We start from the raw sequence: 15959 nt of genomic DNA on the forward strand, positions 1-15959 counted from the left end.
CAGTGCACGCGAAGCCGCCGGAGCACAGTCGAAGCCGTAAGTGCACGCACGAAGCTGTGAGTGCTCGTGCGTCGAGCGTGAACTGACGGTTTCGAGTGGGAATCGTGGGCGGTGAAATCGCGGAATCGCCACCCTGGACGCACACTCGAAGCCGTCAGAGCACATACGAAGCCGTCAATGCACACTCGAAGCCGTCAATGCACACTCGAAGCCGTCAGAGCACACACGAAGGGCGCTAGAACTAGATCCGTCCCTCGCGGCGCAGCAGGTCCTGGGCGCTGAGCCCGCCGCCGCCACCGCGGCGGCGGCCGCGGGTGTTGTCGGTGCCATTATCAGAGCCCCCGCCCTTGTCGTCCTGCCCGCGGGCGTTCAGCTTCTCGGTGGCCGCATCGGAGTCGTTGGCGTCTGCCCGCATGACCGGTATAGCGGCGGTCTTGTCCTTGTCGGCCGGGTCGCCCTTTGCCTCCCCGGGCACCGGCATGGCACGGGTCTGGCCCGCCGACGGCGGCGACGGCCGAGTTTGCAGGCGCGTGGTGGGCGGCTCGCTGGGCTCATTGGACCGCGTCGGTATCGCGGCGGTCTTGGCGCTGGACGGCCCGTTGAGCGAGGGCACGCCCTCGGGCCGCTCGGCGGTACGCGTCTGACGCGGTGCCTCGAGAGCGGCTGGGTGAGTCGGGTCGTGTGGTGGCCGCGGGCTTGCCGCGACCAGCCCCGCGGTGACGGGAGGCCGCGTCGTGCTTGCCGGTCGCTTGCGCTCGTCGGGCAGCCGGATCTCGCCCAGCCCGATGCGGGTCTGTAGCCGTCGCATCCAGCGTGGTGCCCACCAGCAGTCATCGCCGAGCAGTTTCATCACCGAGGGCACCAGGAACATGCGGACCACGGTGGCGTCCAGCAGCAGAGCCGCCATCAACCCGAACGCCAGATACTTCATCATCACCAGGTCGGAGAACACGAACGAACCCGCGACCACGGCCAGCACCAGCGCGGCCGCGGTGATCAGCCGGCCGGTGGTTGCCGTCCCGATCCGGATCGCTTCCTGCGTCGACATGCCGTTCTCCCGAGCCTCGACCATTCGGGAGACCAGGAACACCTCATAGTCGGTGGCCAGGCCGTAGCCGACCGCCACCACCAGCGCGATGACCGGCGCGGTCAGTGGTGTCGCGGTGAAGTTCAGGATCCCGGAGCCATGCCCGTCGACGAATATCCACGTCAAGATGCCCATAGTGGATCCGAGGGTCAGCGCGCTCATCACCGCGGCCTTGATCGGCAGCACCACCGAACCGAAGGCCAGGAACATCAACAGCGTGGTCGCGGTGAGCAGGATGACCAGCATCGCCGGCATGTTGTCGAACAGGCTATGAATCGAATCCTGTTCCAGGGCCGGCGTCCCGCCGACGTATACCTCGATGCCCTTGGGCGGGGTGATGGCGCGTAGCTCGGCGAGTTTCTTGGACGCGTCGCCGGGATTGACCAGTCCGTTCTGCAGCACGCGCACCGACGGATCCTTCGATCCACCCGGCGCTTGGGAGCGCTCCTGCCACATATCGGCGGGGTTGTTGTCCGGCTCGATGAACCCGCTGATCGTCATGGCCTTGCTGCGGACGTCGGCGATCTGCTGGTCGGTGACGGGCTGATGGTTGGTCGACTGGATGACCAGCGTCAGCGGGTTGGTGCGATAGCCGGGGAAGAGCTGATCGAAGTGCTCCTGCGACTGGCGCACTGCATTGTTGGGTGGCAGATACTTCTCGCTCATGCCGCCCAGCGACAGGTTGAACAGCGGGATGACCAGCAGGATCATGCCGATGACGATCGGGATGGCGAAGACCAGTGGCCGCCGCATGACCCAGTTGACCAGCTTGCCCCAGAAACCGGCCTCGACCTCTTCGCGGGTCTTGGTCTTCTGCAGCCGGTCGGCGAGCCAGTTCAGGTAAGCCCTGGACACCTTCCAATTGCGCAGGAACGGTACCCGGAACGCAGTCCGCACACCGAGCGCGTCCACATGGCGGCCCAGCACGGCCAGACAGGCCGGCAGCAGGGTGATCGACAGTAGGGCGGCCAGCCCGACGGCCGCGATCAGCGCATAGGTCAGCGATTTCACGAAGCCCTGCGGCAGCATCAGCAGGCTCGCGCCCGACGCGATGATCAGCACCGCCGAGAAGGCGACCGTCCGGCCGGCGGTCATGACCGTGCGTCTAACCGCGGTTTCGGTGTCGTAGCCCTCGGCGATCTCCTCCCGGAACCGGCTCACCACGAAAAGCCCGTAGTCCACCGCGATGCCGAGACCGATCAGCGAGACCACGGGCTGAGCGAAGAAGTGCACCGGCCCGAACATCGCGATCAACCGCAGGATGCCCAGGGCGCCCGCGATGCTCAAGCCACCCACCATGACCGGGAGGCAGGCCGCGACGGCGCCGCCGAACACCAGGAACAGCACAATGGCCACCAGCGGCAGCGCCAGCACCTCCATCCGTCGCTGGTCGGTGGCGATGGTGCCGGTCAAGGCCTCGGCCACCGGCTCGAGACCGGCGAGCTGGATGGTGCCGCCGTCCAGCTTCTGCAGCGATGGCGCGATGTCTTTGTAGTTGTTCAGGATGGTGTCGTCGTCGTCACCCTTGAGCGGGATGGAGACGAACGTGTACTTCTTGTCGTCGGTGGCCATGCCCTTGATGACCGAGCTTGTCGAGTCCGGCGCGCGTAGGTAACCGGCCCAGCCCAGCACCTGGTTGGGGTGGTCCTGCACAAACTTGTTGAGCTCGTCGGTGATCTTCTTCGACCACGCCGGATCGTTGACCGTCTTGCCGTCCGGGGCGTGGAAGATCGCGACGATATGGCCGGTCCGGTCGCGGCCGTAAACTTGGTCGCCCAGCACCGAGGCCTTCACCGATTGGCTGCCGTCGTCGTAAAAACCGCTTTGCGTGACGTGCTTACCCAGGCTCAACCCGAAAATGCCGCCGCCAAGGCACAGTGCCACCATGACCCCGATTACGATGAACCGGTAGCGGTACACAGTTCGACCCCACCAGGCGAACACGTAAGCTCCTTACTGGATCGTTAGCGACCCGCGCTTTTCGATTTTCGTCCGTCGGTTATCAACCACGCGAGGTCAACAGCGAGGACAGCGGCCGGAACGGCTGCAGCCAAGCTCCCTGCTCAGGTAGCGAATCAAGGCCGATCCGCGGGAGCGGCTCCCGGAAAACACCTGCGATATCTTCCAGGTCGACGAACTCCAAGGTATCCGACGCTAGCGCCCAACTGGCGTGTTCACGAAATCCGAGCACTTGAACTGGCGTTCCGCCGCGGGCGATCTCCTCCAGCGGCTGACGGAACGCTTGACCGTCGGCCGACGCCACCACCAGCGCCGCAAGTCCCTCGTGATAGCGCTGGTCGATGTGCGCCAGCATGTCGCGGTCGACGTCGCTGTCGTCGTCGATCTTCGGTTTGGCGAAGACGGCGAAGCCGACGTTGCGCAGCGCGTCCACCCAGGGCCGGACCACCTCGGCACTGCCGGGTGCGATGTTGGTGAAGACGGTGGCCTCGGGCTCGATCGAGACGCCGGGCCGGCTGGCCGAGACCTCGGCGGTGCGGGCCAGCACCCAGCGGCCCAGGGCGTCAAAGCGGGGTCGCTCCAGCGCTGTCGGCCGACGGCCCAGGATCGATCCGAGGCCCATGTCCAGATTGGGGGCGTCCCATACCAGCAGGACCCGACCGATTGGCGGCGCGAAGCCGGTCAGTACTGGCGGCAGCGACCGCCCGGCCAGCGGTTCGGACGGTGTGGCCACTTCTTCGGTCAGGCTCATTCAGTCAGCCGTTTCCATAACAGTTCATTGACGGTGCTGCCCGCCTCCTGGGCTTTGGACTCGTACTTGGTGATCGGGCGGGCCACCGAGATGGGCAGTGGCGGCGCGCCGGCCTCGATGCGAACCAGGCTCGGTTCGGCATCGCCGACCTCGGCGATGTGCTCGGCATAACCGGCATGGTCGGTAGCGGCGTGCAGGACACCTCCGGGGATCAGCCCGTGTGCGATCAACGCAATCGTGCCGGGCTGCAGCAGCCGGCGCTTGTGGTGGCGCGCCTTGGGCCACGGATCGGGGAAGAAGACGCGCACGCCGCTCAACGAACCGGGGGCGATCAGATTCTGCAGCACGTCGACCCCGTTGCCGCGGATCAACCGGATGTTGTCCACATTCTCACTGTCGATCGCGCTCAGCAGCTGCGCCAGCCCGCGCCGGTAGATTTCCACCGCGATCACGTCTATATCCGGTTCGGCCTTGGCCATCGCGAGTGTCGACGTGCCGCTGCCGCAGCCGATCTCCAGCACCAGCGGCGCGTCCCGGCCGAACCAGGCCCGGGTGTCCAGGGGGGCATCCCGCGATGACGCCTCCATGCCGAGCTCCGGCCAGCGTCGCTCCCAGGTCTGGCGCTGGGCATTCGAGAGCGCGGAACGTCGCGACCGAAAGCTGGTGGCGGGCAGATAGCCCCATGCGCTGTCCTGACCGCCGTCTTCGGATTCCACCCGTGCGTCGGGACGTACCCCCACCCCGGGTTGCGCATGCATTCGTCCATGGTGGCTCATGAACCGCTGGTGTAGCCGCCCGTGGTCCAGATTGATACCCAACAGTTGCCTTCGGCTGGTAGCGGTGGCTCGCGTCCGGGCGGCGCAGATGTCACCATTCGGTGGGGGCACGACTTGCACGGAACGGGGGCAGCACATTTTCGTCGAGGAGCTGGCACGATTCGCTGCCGCTACCGATGACCTGCGGGTAAAGGCCATTTCCGAGCGAGCCGCGGCGCCCTTGCGGGTGTCTGTGCAGGGCCGCGACGGGGTGGGTCGGGCCACCGTGGCGCGCGCGGTGGACGCCGCACCGGACATCGAGGTGCGCTCGGCGAACCGGGCGGAGGTGGTGCTGTATGTCACCGCGGAGGTGGTCAAACCCGAGGACCGCGATGCCCTGCGCGATATCGGGGCGCCCGTGGTGGTGGTGCTGAACAAGGCCGACCTGTGTGGGTTCGCGGCGGGCGGGCCGATCGCGGCGGCGGGGGCCCGCTGTGCGCGGCTCTCCGACCTGGTCGCCAGACCGGTGCTGCCCATGATCGGGTTGCTGGCCGTGGCCGTGCTCGACGAGGCTGCCTGGGCGGTGCTGGCCGGCCTGGCCGTCCACCCGGCCGGCGCTGCCTGCCTTGACGGCGGCTACGACAGCTTTTTGATGGCCCGGCTTCCGGTGCCGGCCCAGGCGCGGCTGCGCCTGCTGGAGACCCTCGACCTGTTCGGCATCGCGCTCGGTGTGGCGGCGGTGCGCCGCGGCGTTTCGCGCGCCCAGGTCGCGGCGCTGCTGTGGCGGGCCAGCGGTGTCGACGCCGTCGTTGCCGCAGTGCTTGCCGCCGGCGCTGAGGCGCGGTACCGCCGCGTGCTGCGTGCGGTCGCCGAGCTGGAAGCCCTGGCCGTTTCGCTCCCCGGGATCGACGCCTTTTCGTCCTGCGACAACACCGTCGTCGCCAGGATGGCTGATGCCGCTGACGTGCTGGCGTCCAGCGGGCTGGAACTGGGACCGGCCGCGCCGCTGCAGCGGGCGGTGCGCTGGCAGCGTTACGCTCGCGGGCCGGTGAGCGACCTGCACCGGGCCTGTGGGACCGATATCGCGCGCGGATCGCTGCGGCTATGGCCGGCGGCGGGGGAGACATTGTGATCGGCGCGGCCCGCGATGATCCGGCCGCCCAGGTGGACGCGTTGGTGGCCGCGATCGGCCCACGACTGGATGCGCCGGCCATCAACCGCCGTGAGGTGGTGCTGGTAGCCGGTCCGTGGCTGGCCGGCGTCAGCAGTGTGGCCGCCGCGCTGCGCGAGCGGCTGCCCGATCAGGTCTTCATAGAGGCGCCGGAGCTGGGCACCGGTGATGCGCCGATGGCGGTGGTGTTCGTGGTGTCCGCGGCGGCCGCCCTGACCGAATCCGACTGCGCGCTACTGGATGCCGCCGCCGAGCACACCGACGTGGTGGTGGCGGTGGTGGCCAAGATCGACGTGCACCTCAACTGGCGCGAGGCGGTGACCGCCAACCGCGACCGGCTGGCCGCATACGCGCCCCGCTACATACAGGTGCCCTGGGTGGGTGTGGCGGCCGCACCTGAGGTGGGCGAGCCGGTCGTCGACGAGCTGGGCGGGATTGTCCGGAGACAGCTTGCCAACTCCGACATTGCCCGGCGAAACAGGTTGCGCGCGTGGGAATCCCGGCTGCAGAAGGTCGCTCAGCGATTCGACCGCGACGCCGCGGGCGCCGGACGCGGGGCCCGGGTGGAGGCCTTGCGCGCAGAACGCAGCGCGGCCCTGCGGGAACGCCGCCAGTCGAAGTCGGAGCTCAGCATCACCTTGCGCGGCCAGATCCAGCAGGCGCGCGTCGGGCTGTCCTACCTTGTACGCAACCGTTGTTCGTCGGTTCGTACCGACTTGCAGGAGGACATCGCCGGGCTGCCCCGGCGCGACATGGCCGGGTTCGAGGCCCACACCCGCGCCCGGGTACAGGAAGTGGTCGCCGAGGTGGCCGAGGCAACCGCCGCGCAGCTGGACGACGTAGCGCAGGTGATGGGTGTGCCGGTGGAGCCGCCGCTGCTGGACAACCTGCCGACGGTCCCGATCAGCGCCCCGCCGCTGAAATCGCGGCGGCTGGAGACACGGCTGACGATGCTGCTGGGCGCTGGGTTCGGACTGGGTGTCGCGCTGACACTGAGCCGGCTCGCGGCGGGCCTGGTGCCCCGCTGGGCGCCCGGGCTGACGGTGGCGGTGGTCGTGGCGTGCGTGGCGGTCGGACTCGGCGCGGCGGTGTGGGTGGTGAGCACTCGTGCACTACTGCATGACCGTGCTTTGCTGGACCGCTGGACTGGCGATGTGGCGGGGTCGTTGCGCTCGGTACTCGAGGCGCTGGTGGCCGGTCAGGTGCTGGCCACCGAGTCGCTGCTGAGCACCGCACTCAGTGCCCGCGACGAAGCCGAGAACGCCCGGGTGGCCGATCAGGTCAGCGTCATCGACAGCGAATTGCGCGAGCATGCGATTGCGGCGGCCCGGGCCGCGGCGCTGCGGGACCGGGAAATGCCGACCATCCGGGCCGCGCTGGACGCGGTACGTGCAGAACTGGGGCAACCGGGTATACACAGCCTCGACGGCAAAACCAACGGATCGGGTTTCGAGGGGCGCGAATGGTAGCAGTTTCTGACTTTTCCGCATCTTCTGAATCGGTCCTGTGAGCAGGCTTATACCCCTGCAGGCCTTACACGACAAGTGATGCGCGATAACCTGTATATAAGCGCTAGCCGTGATGATAAGCAGTGCTAGCAAATGCACGAACGACTACACGCAATCAGACAAGCCGATAACTAGCAGCAGAATTCAGGAGAGTTCGATGACCTCAGCGACCATCCCCGGTTTGGATACCGCGCCGACGAAGCACCAGGGGCTGTTGGCATGGGTGGAGGAGGTTGCCGAGCTCACCCAGCCCGACCGGGTGGTGTTTGCCGACGGTTCCGAGGAAGAGTTCCAGCGCCTGGCCGACCACCTGGTCGCGGCGGGCACGTTCACCAAGCTGAACCCGGAGAAGCACAAGAACTCCTACCTGGCCTTGTCCGACCCCTCCGACGTCGCGCGGGTGGAATCCCGGACGTTCATCTGCTCGGAGCGCGAGATCGACGCCGGCCCGACCAACAACTGGAAAGACCCCAGTGAGATGCGGGCCATCCTGACCGACCTGTACCGCGGTTGTATGCGTGGCCGCACCATGTACGTGGTGCCGTTCTGCATGGGCCCGCTCGGCGCCGACGAACCCAAGCTCGGCGTGGAGATCACCGACTCCGAATACGTCGTTGTCTCGATGCGCACCATGACCCGAATGGGAAAGGCCGCGCTGGAGAAGATCGGCGACGACGGCTTCTTCGTCAAGGCGCTGCACTCCGTCGGCGCGCCGCTGGAAGAGGGCCAGAAAGACGTGCCGTGGCCCTGCAACGAGACCAAGTACATCACCCACTTCCCGGAAACCCGCGAGATCATGAGCTACGGCTCCGGCTACGGCGGCAACGCGCTGCTGGGCAAGAAGTGCTATTCGCTGCGGATCGCCTCGGCGATGGCCCACGACGAGGGCTGGCTCGCCGAGCACATGCTGATCCTCAAGCTGATCTCCCCGGAGAACAAGGCGTACTACTTCGCCGCTGCCTTCCCGTCCGCGTGCGGCAAGACCAACCTCGCGATGCTGCAGCCGACAATCCCGGGCTGGCGCGCGGAAACCCTGGGCGACGACATCGCCTGGATGCGGTTCGGTAAGGACGGCCGGCTGTATGCGGTCAACCCTGAGTTCGGTTTCTTCGGGGTGGCACCGGGCACCAACTGGAAGTCCAACCCGAACGCCATGCGCACCATCGAGGCGGGCAACACGGTGTTTACCAACGTGGCCCTCACCGACGACCACGACGTGTGGTGGGAGGGCCTGGAGGGCGAGCCCGACCACCTGATCGACTGGAAGGGCAACGACTGGATCCTGCGGGAGACGGATACCAAAGCGGCGCACCCGAATTCGCGGTACTGCACGCCGATGTCGCAATGCCCGATCCTGGCTCCGGAGTGGGATGACCCGCAGGGCGTGCCGATTTCGGGCATCCTGTTCGGCGGCCGCCGCAAGACCACCGTCCCGCTGGTGACCGAGGCGCGCGACTGGCAACACGGCGTGTTCATCGGGGCCACCCTGGGCAGCGAGCAGACCGCCGCGGCCGAGGGCAAGGTCGGCAACGTGCGCCGCGACCCGATGGCCATGCTGCCGTTCCTGGGCTACAACGTCGGCGACTACTTCCAGCACTGGATCAACCTGGGCAAGAACGCCGACGAGTCCAAGTTGCCGAAGGTGTTCTTCGTCAACTGGTTCCGCCGCGGCGACGACGGCCGCTTCCTGTGGCCGGGCTTCGGCGAGAACAGCCGGGTGCTGAAGTGGATCGTCGACCGCATCGAGCACACCGCCGGCGGCCGCACCACCCCGATCGGCACGGTGCCCGCCGTCGAGGATCTGGACCTGCAGGGTCTGGACGCCGACCCCGCCGATGTGGCCGAGGCGCTGACGGTTCGTGTCGACGAGTGGCGCGACGAGATTCCGCTGATCGAGGAGTGGCTGCAGTTCGTCGGCGAGAAGCTGCCCACCGGCATCAAGGACGAGTTCGACGCGCTCAAGCACCGCCTGGACGAGGCTGAGTAGCTTTCATTCACCCACGGGCAGGGGCGAGTTCTTCGACGGCCCGCACGGCCGTCGAGACCCGCTCCTCCCAACCTCCGCTGAGCACCACATAGGGCCGTCCCGCGGCGCGCAGCGCCTGCTCACAACGGACGGAAAAGGCGTCGCCCGACGCGCCGGAAGTCGTGAGCAGCGTCAAATCGTAAGAACGTCCGGCTAATTCGCGCAGCTCCGGCGGGCAGCCGCCGGCCAGCAACTCGGCCCACACGGCCGTCGCGATCGGATCGGTGTCGCAGACCAGGAAGCGATCGGCGTCGCGCGCCAGGGCCTGCTCCGAAGCGATCTGTCCGCGCGCGATTTCGGTCCAGTCCAGTCCTGCTGGTGCGTCGAGTTCGCGCAATATGTTGGCCCGCTCCGGGACCCAGCTGGTTCCGAGTTTTTCTGCCAGCGCCCGTGCCAGGGTGGTCTTGCCGGTGCCTTCGGGTCCGATGATGCTGATGCGTTTCACGAAGGCCGGCCGGACGCAGCGCGGGATGTGCTGCCAGTGGGCAAGCGGGTCAGCGCGGATTTCGGTCGCGCTGATCGGTACCACCACGCGGCCCTGATCGACCGGCACGAAGCGCGCCCCGAGGAGCTCGGCGAACTGCGCGTTGTAGGGCTCGGCACCGAAGTAGAAGTCAGGCAGCCTGGGTAGCGCGTCTTCCAGGGTCGCCTTCCAGATGGGCCAGAAGTCGGGGTGGTCCCAGGGGCGCTGCGGGTTGTCGTTGGGGAGGTGGATTACCAGGTTGAAGGGGAAGAGTTCGCGCATCCACTTGACGCGTTGCTTGCCCGGAATCGGCTCGTCGGCCCGGGTGCCGACGACGATGGTGAGATCGTCCACCCATTGCCGGGCGAACTCGCAGAGGTAAATGTGCCCGGCGTGGGGCGGCATGAACTTGCCGAGCACCATGCCGTGCGTCACGCCCGCGCCTCCGCGGTTCGGCGGGCGATGACGTCCTCCCACTCGTCGAGCCGGGACAGGAAGAACGCCGACGCCTCATCGAAGGTGAGCTCCGGATCGGGGCCGATGCGGGCTTCGACATCGGAGTAGAACCGCGACGCCTCGGGGTCGACGAAATCCCATTGGCCCAGCGGCCATTCCGAAGTGAGGTACCCGGCATCCGAATAGGCTTGGTACAACGGCGTTCCCGGATAGGGGACCATTTTGCCCATCAGCTTGAAGGGCAGCCCGTTTCTTGTCTCCAGGAGCAGGCGGACTGTCTCGCGTAGCTCCTCGGGCCGCACTGTGGGGTGGAACATTATGGTCCCGGCGATTATCTCGATGCCCAGCTCCTGCAGGGATTGAACGGTGTCCGCTGCGTCTTTTCCCCGACCGAGGATCTGTTTGCGGTAGCTGCGCAGTTGGTCGTAGGACCCCGTCTCCAAGCCGATGAACACACGATGAAGACCCGCCCGGTGCAGGTGTTTGAACAGAGCCAGATCGACAACGGAGTCCAGCCGGATATCGATCATGAACTTGATGTCGAGGCCACGCCTTAGCACCGCGTCGGCAAAGTCCGCGGCGCGCTGCTGCGAACTGGGGTGTTTGGAGACAAACAGGTCGTCGGTGATCGAGTAGAAATCGATGTCGAAGTTCGACGCTAGAGCTGCGATCTCGTCGACGACAACGTCGACCGACTTCGCCCGGTAACTGTCTTTCCCGAACATCCCGGACATCGCGCCGGTGCCGCAGAAGGTGCATCGGTAGGGACATCCGCGGGTGGAGAAGACGGAGGCGGCGAAGCCGTCGGCAAGGACGGTGGGCAACTCGTCACGAGCCGCAGGCGGTAGCTCGTCGAGATCGATCAGCGGGGCGGGTACGTAGACGATCTGGCCCCTTTCATCGCGGCGGGCCAGCCCCGGAATGTCTTCAGCCGCAGCGTCGTTTACCACGGCCAGGGCCAGTCTGGTGAAGGTCTGCTCGCCGTCGCCGACGACGACGTAGTCGAAACAGTCGTGCTGACGCAGGATGCGTTCGTAGTTGAGTGTCGCGATGGCGTGGCCGATGACGATTCGTACGCCAGCCCAGGCCTGTCGGGCGCGCTGCGCCAACCACAGCACCTCCGGAAGAGTGTCGATGCAGGAAAAGCCGACAAGGCGCGGCGTGCCCGATGCTCCGACGGCGTTTTCCATGGCCTGCCAGGTCTCTGCCACGGTCACATGGCCGTCGACCAAGCCGTTGACGCAGGTGATTTCGATCCCCTGGGCCTTGGCGTACGCCTTGATCGACATCATCCCGAGGTGCTCCACCGGCATGGAGGAATACCGCGAGGGATCCGTGCGCTTGATTGCGCTGACGAACGACAGGGCGTCCGGCCGGGCGCCTGGCGGATTGACAAGCAGAACTGTCATGGGTGGACTTTACAAACGATTTGCGCCGGTGGGGGCAGGAATTGTCGCCCTTGTTCCGGTGGTCGGCGGCCTGCGACGTACAGTCGGCCCATGCAGATCCGCCCCTTCATCGGAGCCGATAAAGCTGCTGTCATCCTGCATCCGTCAGGCACCGTGATCAGCTTCGACGAGCTGGAAGCCCGCGCCAATCGGCTGGCCCACCGGTTCCGTCAGGCGGGTCTGCGCGAGGGCGACACCGTGGCCATCCTGATGGAGAACAACGAACACATGCACGCGGTCATGTGGGCGGCTCGCCGCAGCGGGTTGTACTACGTGCCGATCAACACCCACCTGACCCCGGCCGAGGCGGCTTACATCGTCGACAACAGCAGCGCCAAGGCGATCATCGGCTCGGCGGCACTGCGCGACACCTGCGCGGGCCTGGCCGAACACCTGCCGGGCGGGCTGCCCGGGCTGTTGCTGCTCGCCGACGGGGATCTGCCGGGCTGGGAGCGATACCCGGAATGCGTTGCGGATCAACCTGATACGCCGATCGCCGACGAGATCGAGGGCGACCTGCTGCAGTATTCGTCGGGTACCACGGGCCGGCCCAAAGGAATCAAACGCCAGTTGCCGCACGTGCGGCCGGAAGAGGCGCCCGGCATGATGTCGGCGCTGGTCGGGTACTGGATGGATCCCGACGCGGTGTACCTGAGCCCGGCTCCGCTGTATCACACCGCGCCATCGGTGTGGTCGATGAGCGTGCAGGCCGGCGGCATCACCACGGTGGTGATGGAGAAGTTCGATGCCGAGGGGGCGCTGGACGCCATCGCCCGCCATCGGGTGACCCACGCCCAGTTCGTGCCGGCGATGTTCGTCCGGATGCTGAAACTACCTGAGGCCGTTCGTAATTCGTACGACCTGTCCAGCCTGAAGCGGGTGATGCACGCGGCTGCGCCGTGTCCGGTGCAGATCAAGATGGCGATGATGGACTGGTGGGGGCCGATCATCGACGAGTACTACGCATCCTCGGAAGCCCACGGCTCGACGCTGATCACCGCCGAGGACTGGCTGGCTCATCCCGGCTCGGTGGGCAAACCAGTGGCGGGCGCTGTGCACATCCTGGACTCCGACGGCAACGAACTGCCCGCCGGCGAAGCGGGGGAGATCTATTTCGACGGCGGCGTTGCGTTCGAATACCTAAACGATCCGGCGAAAACCGCTGCCTCACGGAACAAGCACGGCTGGGTGACCGTCGGCGACATCGGCTACCTCGACGACGAGGGCTATCTGTTCTTGACCGACCGGCGCCACCACATGATCATCTCCGGCGGCGTCAACATCTATCCGCAAGAAGCTGAGAATCTGTTGGTCACCCATCCCAAGGTGCTCGACGCGGCGGTGTTCGGGGTTCCCGACGACGAGATGGGTCAGCGGGTGGTGGCGGTTGTGCAGACCGTCGATCCCGCTGACTCTTGCCAGCGGTTCGGGGCGGAGCTGCTGGACTGGTTGCGAGAACGCCTGTCGCACTTCAAGTGTCCGCGATCGATCGCGTTCGAGGCGCACTTGCCGCGCACCGACACCGGCAAGCTGTACAAGAACGACCTGATCGAGAAGTATTCGGTGTAACCCATGCTCCGGGTGGTCGACGTGGCTGCGGCGGGGGGCCCCGGTGCGGGTACGCCGCCGGGCGTAATCGTTGCGTATGGGTCGATATCTGACGAATCCTGGCTCCAGGCGGCGACTTTCACGTTGACCGAAAAGCCGTGCGCCGACCGCCGGGTGGTCACCGTGGAATCGGTTCCGGCCACGGTGACCGAGCTGACCCGGCGCTGTGAGCGCTGGCCGCAGGCCAGCGCGGTGTGTGATGACGTGCTGCGCTCGGTCGACCCGTGTGGTGCGGCGCTGGCCGCTGTGGTGACCGAGTCGCTGGCATATTCGACGCTGCAGGCCGGCCCGGAGTTCGCCCGCTGGCTTGACGAGCGGGGCCCGGCCCGGATGCCCGAGATCGCCGATCCTGTTCAGGCGCAACGCGACGGCGACACACTGCTGGTCAGATTCAACCGGCCGCAGCGGCACAACGCGTTTTCCACCGATGCGCGCGCCGCGCTCTTAGAGGCGCTGACGGTGGCGCAGCTGGACTCGTCTGTTACGGGAATCGTGTTGAGCGGCAACGGGCCCTCGTTCTGCAGCGGAGGGGACCTCGCCGAGTTCGGTACTTTCGCCGATCCGGCGAGTGCTCACCTGGCGCGCACCCGGCACAGCCCGGCGCTGCTGCTCGACGCTTTGGCCGCACGGCTGGGCCGCGCCTGTCGCGCCGAGGTGCACGGCCAGGTGCTGGGCAGCGGGTTGGAGATGGCGGCGTTCTGCGGATGGGTTGTGGCAGCACCGGATTCGGTGTTCGGGTTGCCGGAGTTGGGTCTGGGACTGCTTCCGGGAGCCGGCGGCACGCTGAGCGTGACGCGGCGGATCGGCCGTTGGCGCACGGCGTATCTGGTGCTCTCCGGCCAGACCATCGACGCGGCGACCGCGCTGGAGTGGGGGCTGGTGGACGAGGTCGGGTAAAGGGGTTTTCAGTGTGCCTCCAGGGCAGGATCCGGCCGGTTCGCCCGCCCGGGATGCACAGTCAAAGCCATGGATTCACACGCGGATTCGCTGGACCGAGCCGAGCCGGGCCGGGCTGGGCCGGGCGGCGATCAGTAGCCGGAATAAGTGGTGATGGTCGACGGCGTGTTGTGATCCACCGAAACCGCCACCGCGATAAGCACGACGTAGATGATTCCAACCACCACGCCGACGACCACGCCGGCGATCGCGCCGATGATCGCCCACTTCTTGGCGCTGGCGGATGCGGCCTGGGCTTCGGCATAGCGCCCCTGCGCCCACAGTCCGGAAACCTTGGTGGCGTTCACGATCGAGACGATCCCGAACGGCAGGCAGCACAGCACCGTGACCAGAATCGCCCACACCAGGTAGTTGTCCGGCTCCGGCTGGCCATAACCCGGTTGCGGGGCCGGATAACCCGGCTGCTGGGGCGGATAGCCCGGCGGCTGGCTTTGCCAACCCGGCTGTTGACCCGGCTGCTGGGACTGCTGCCAATCTGGCGAACCACCGTATGGGTCTGACGGATAACTCATGGCAGCTGCCTCCCCTTTGGTTCGCGCGCCGGTTTGCTGAAGTCAGGCAAATATACAGCACCGGCGGGTTCTGTACCTGCTAGATGCCGCCTCGCGCCACCAGTTGTCCGGCAATCACATTGCGCTGGATTTCGTTGGTGCCTTCGCCGACGATCATCAGCGGCGCCTCCCGGAAATAGCGCTCCACGTCGTATTCGGTGGAGTAGCCGTAGCCGCCGTGGATCCGCACGGCGTTGAGCGCGATCTCCATGGCCACCTCGGAGGCGAACAGTTTGGCCATGCCCGCCTCCATATCGCAGCGCTGCCCGCTGTCGTAGCGTTCGGCGGCATAGCGGGTGAGCTGGCGCGCGGCGGTGAGTTTGGTTGCCATGTCGGCCAGATAATTGCCCACCGACTGATGCTGCCAAATCGGCTTGCCGAAACTCTCGCGGTGCTGGGCATAGTCCAGCGCGTCTTCCAGCGCCGCCGTCGCCACCCCCAACGCGCGGGCGGCCACCTGAATCCGGCCGGTCTCGAGGCCCTGCATCATCTGCGAAAACCCTTGGCCCAGTTGGCCACCGAGCACCGCCGATACCGGCACCCGGAAGTCGTCGAACGAAAGCTCGCAGGACTCAACGCCCTTGTAGCCCAACTTGGGCAGGTCGCGCGACACCGTCAGCCCCGGGCCGTGCTCGACGAGCACGATGGAGATTCCCTTATGGCGCGGTGTGGCATGGGGATCGGTCTTGCACAGCAACGCGATCAACCCGGACCGGCGGGCATTGCTGATCCAGGTCTTGGAACCGTTGATCACCAGTTCGTCCGTGGCGCCGGTGCGCACCGCGGTGGTGGAAATGTTCTGTAGGTCCGAACCCCCGCCCGGCTCGGTCAACGCCATGGTGGCGCGCACCTGGCCGGTGGCCATCTTCGGCAAGTACGCCTGCTTCTGCTCGGCGGTACCGAACAGCGTCAGCAGCTTGGCGACAACGGTGTGCCCGCCCATCGCCCCGGCCAGGCTCATCCAGCCCCGGGCCAACTCCTGAGTGACCTCGACGTAGCACGGCATCGACACCGGCGACCCGCCGTACTCCTCGGGCACGGCCAGGCCGTAGATGCCGATCCGCTTCATCTGCTCGATCCACGCTTCTGGATAGGTGTTGGCGTGCTCGACCTCGCGGACGGTCGGTTTGACGTCGCGGTCGATGAACGCCCGCACGGTGGCGACCAGCATCGCCTCGTCGTCGTCAAGTTCACTGTTCACCTGTGCCATATTGACCCC

Annotated in this window: 12 protein-coding genes; 5 read left to right on the forward strand and 7 right to left on the reverse strand. The window is 66.6% G+C overall.

The features are described 5' to 3' along the window. Positions 1 to 241: 241 nt before the first annotated feature. From mmpL3 to trmB, 3 genes are read right to left on the reverse strand one after another with little or no spacing between them, the layout of a single operon-like run. The gene (gene mmpL3, locus AWC27_RS25755; RefSeq protein WP_085673158.1) at positions 242 to 3031 is read right to left on the reverse strand and encodes a trehalose monomycolate exporter MmpL3; all 2790 of its coding nucleotides are present in this window, start codon (positions 3029 to 3031) and stop codon (positions 242 to 244) included. A 58-nt stretch (positions 3032 to 3089) separates the two neighbouring features. Further along, positions 3090 to 3797 (reverse strand): NYN domain-containing protein, encoded by a 708-nt coding sequence (locus AWC27_RS25760; RefSeq protein WP_085673160.1) that lies wholly within the window; start codon positions 3795 to 3797, stop codon positions 3090 to 3092. Beyond that, positions 3794 to 4573 carry a tRNA (guanosine(46)-N7)-methyltransferase TrmB gene (gene trmB / locus AWC27_RS25765; protein ID WP_085673162.1) on the reverse strand — a complete coding sequence of 260 codons (780 nt, stop codon included), beginning with the start codon at positions 4571 to 4573 and terminating at the stop codon, positions 3794 to 3796. Before trmB ends, AWC27_RS25760 begins: the two co-directional genes overlap by 4 nt. Positions 4574 to 4661: 88 nt before the next feature. Here trmB and AWC27_RS25770 point away from each other — a divergent pair, with 88 nt between their 5' ends. The 3 genes from AWC27_RS25770 (at position 4662) to AWC27_RS25780 (ending at position 9218) form a co-directional block, all read left to right on the forward strand. After that, positions 4662 to 5684 (forward strand): hypothetical protein, encoded by a 1023-nt coding sequence (locus tag AWC27_RS25770; RefSeq protein ID WP_085673215.1) that lies wholly within the window; start codon positions 4662 to 4664, stop codon positions 5682 to 5684. After that, a complete protein-coding gene (locus AWC27_RS25775; protein ID WP_085673213.1) occupies positions 5681 to 7192 on the forward strand; it encodes a hypothetical protein in 1512 nt (503 codons plus the stop codon). The genes AWC27_RS25770 and AWC27_RS25775 overlap by 4 nt, the downstream gene beginning before the upstream one ends. A 196-nt stretch (positions 7193 to 7388) precedes the next feature. Continuing rightward, the gene (locus AWC27_RS25780; RefSeq protein ID WP_085673164.1) at positions 7389 to 9218 is read left to right on the forward strand and encodes a phosphoenolpyruvate carboxykinase (GTP); all 1830 of its coding nucleotides are present in this window, start codon (positions 7389 to 7391) and stop codon (positions 9216 to 9218) included. Between the two features lie 7 nt (positions 9219 to 9225). On the opposite strand, the gene AWC27_RS25785 is transcribed toward AWC27_RS25780, so the two are convergent. After that, entirely contained in the window at positions 9226 to 10155 is a 930-nt protein-coding gene (locus AWC27_RS25785) for an AAA family ATPase (RefSeq protein WP_085673166.1), read from the reverse strand. Next, complete coding sequence (locus AWC27_RS25790; RefSeq protein WP_083115421.1) at positions 10152 to 11585, reverse strand: B12-binding domain-containing radical SAM protein; 1434 nt, start codon at positions 11583 to 11585, stop codon at positions 10152 to 10154. Before AWC27_RS25790 ends, AWC27_RS25785 begins: the two co-directional genes overlap by 4 nt. Positions 11586 to 11675: 90 nt before the next feature. On the opposite strand from AWC27_RS25790, the gene fadD4 reads away from it, so the two are divergent. Both fadD4 and AWC27_RS25800 read left to right on the forward strand, forming a co-directional pair. Then, positions 11676 to 13193: a fatty-acid--CoA ligase FadD4 gene (fadD4, locus tag AWC27_RS25795; RefSeq protein WP_085673168.1), complete on the forward strand. Its 1518-nt coding sequence runs from the start codon at positions 11676 to 11678 to the stop codon at positions 13191 to 13193. 3 nt (positions 13194 to 13196) lie between these two features. Further along, on the forward strand, positions 13197 to 14129 hold the full coding sequence (locus AWC27_RS25800; RefSeq protein ID WP_085673170.1) for an enoyl-CoA hydratase/isomerase family protein: 933 nt from the start codon (positions 13197 to 13199) through the stop codon (positions 14127 to 14129). Positions 14130 to 14260: 131 nt separating this feature from the next. Here the strand turns inward: AWC27_RS25800 and AWC27_RS25805 are convergent, their stop codons facing one another. Further along, a complete protein-coding gene (locus tag AWC27_RS25805; protein WP_085673172.1) occupies positions 14261 to 14701 on the reverse strand; it encodes a CD225/dispanin family protein in 441 nt (146 codons plus the stop codon). Between the two features lie 79 nt (positions 14702 to 14780). After that, positions 14781 to 15950: an acyl-CoA dehydrogenase family protein gene (locus AWC27_RS25810; protein WP_085673173.1), complete on the reverse strand. Its 1170-nt coding sequence runs from the start codon at positions 15948 to 15950 to the stop codon at positions 14781 to 14783. Positions 15951 to 15959 lie beyond the last annotated feature (9 nt).

The organism is Mycobacterium szulgai (assembly GCF_002116635.1).
Classification (GTDB): Bacteria; Actinomycetota; Actinomycetes; order Mycobacteriales; family Mycobacteriaceae; genus Mycobacterium; species Mycobacterium szulgai.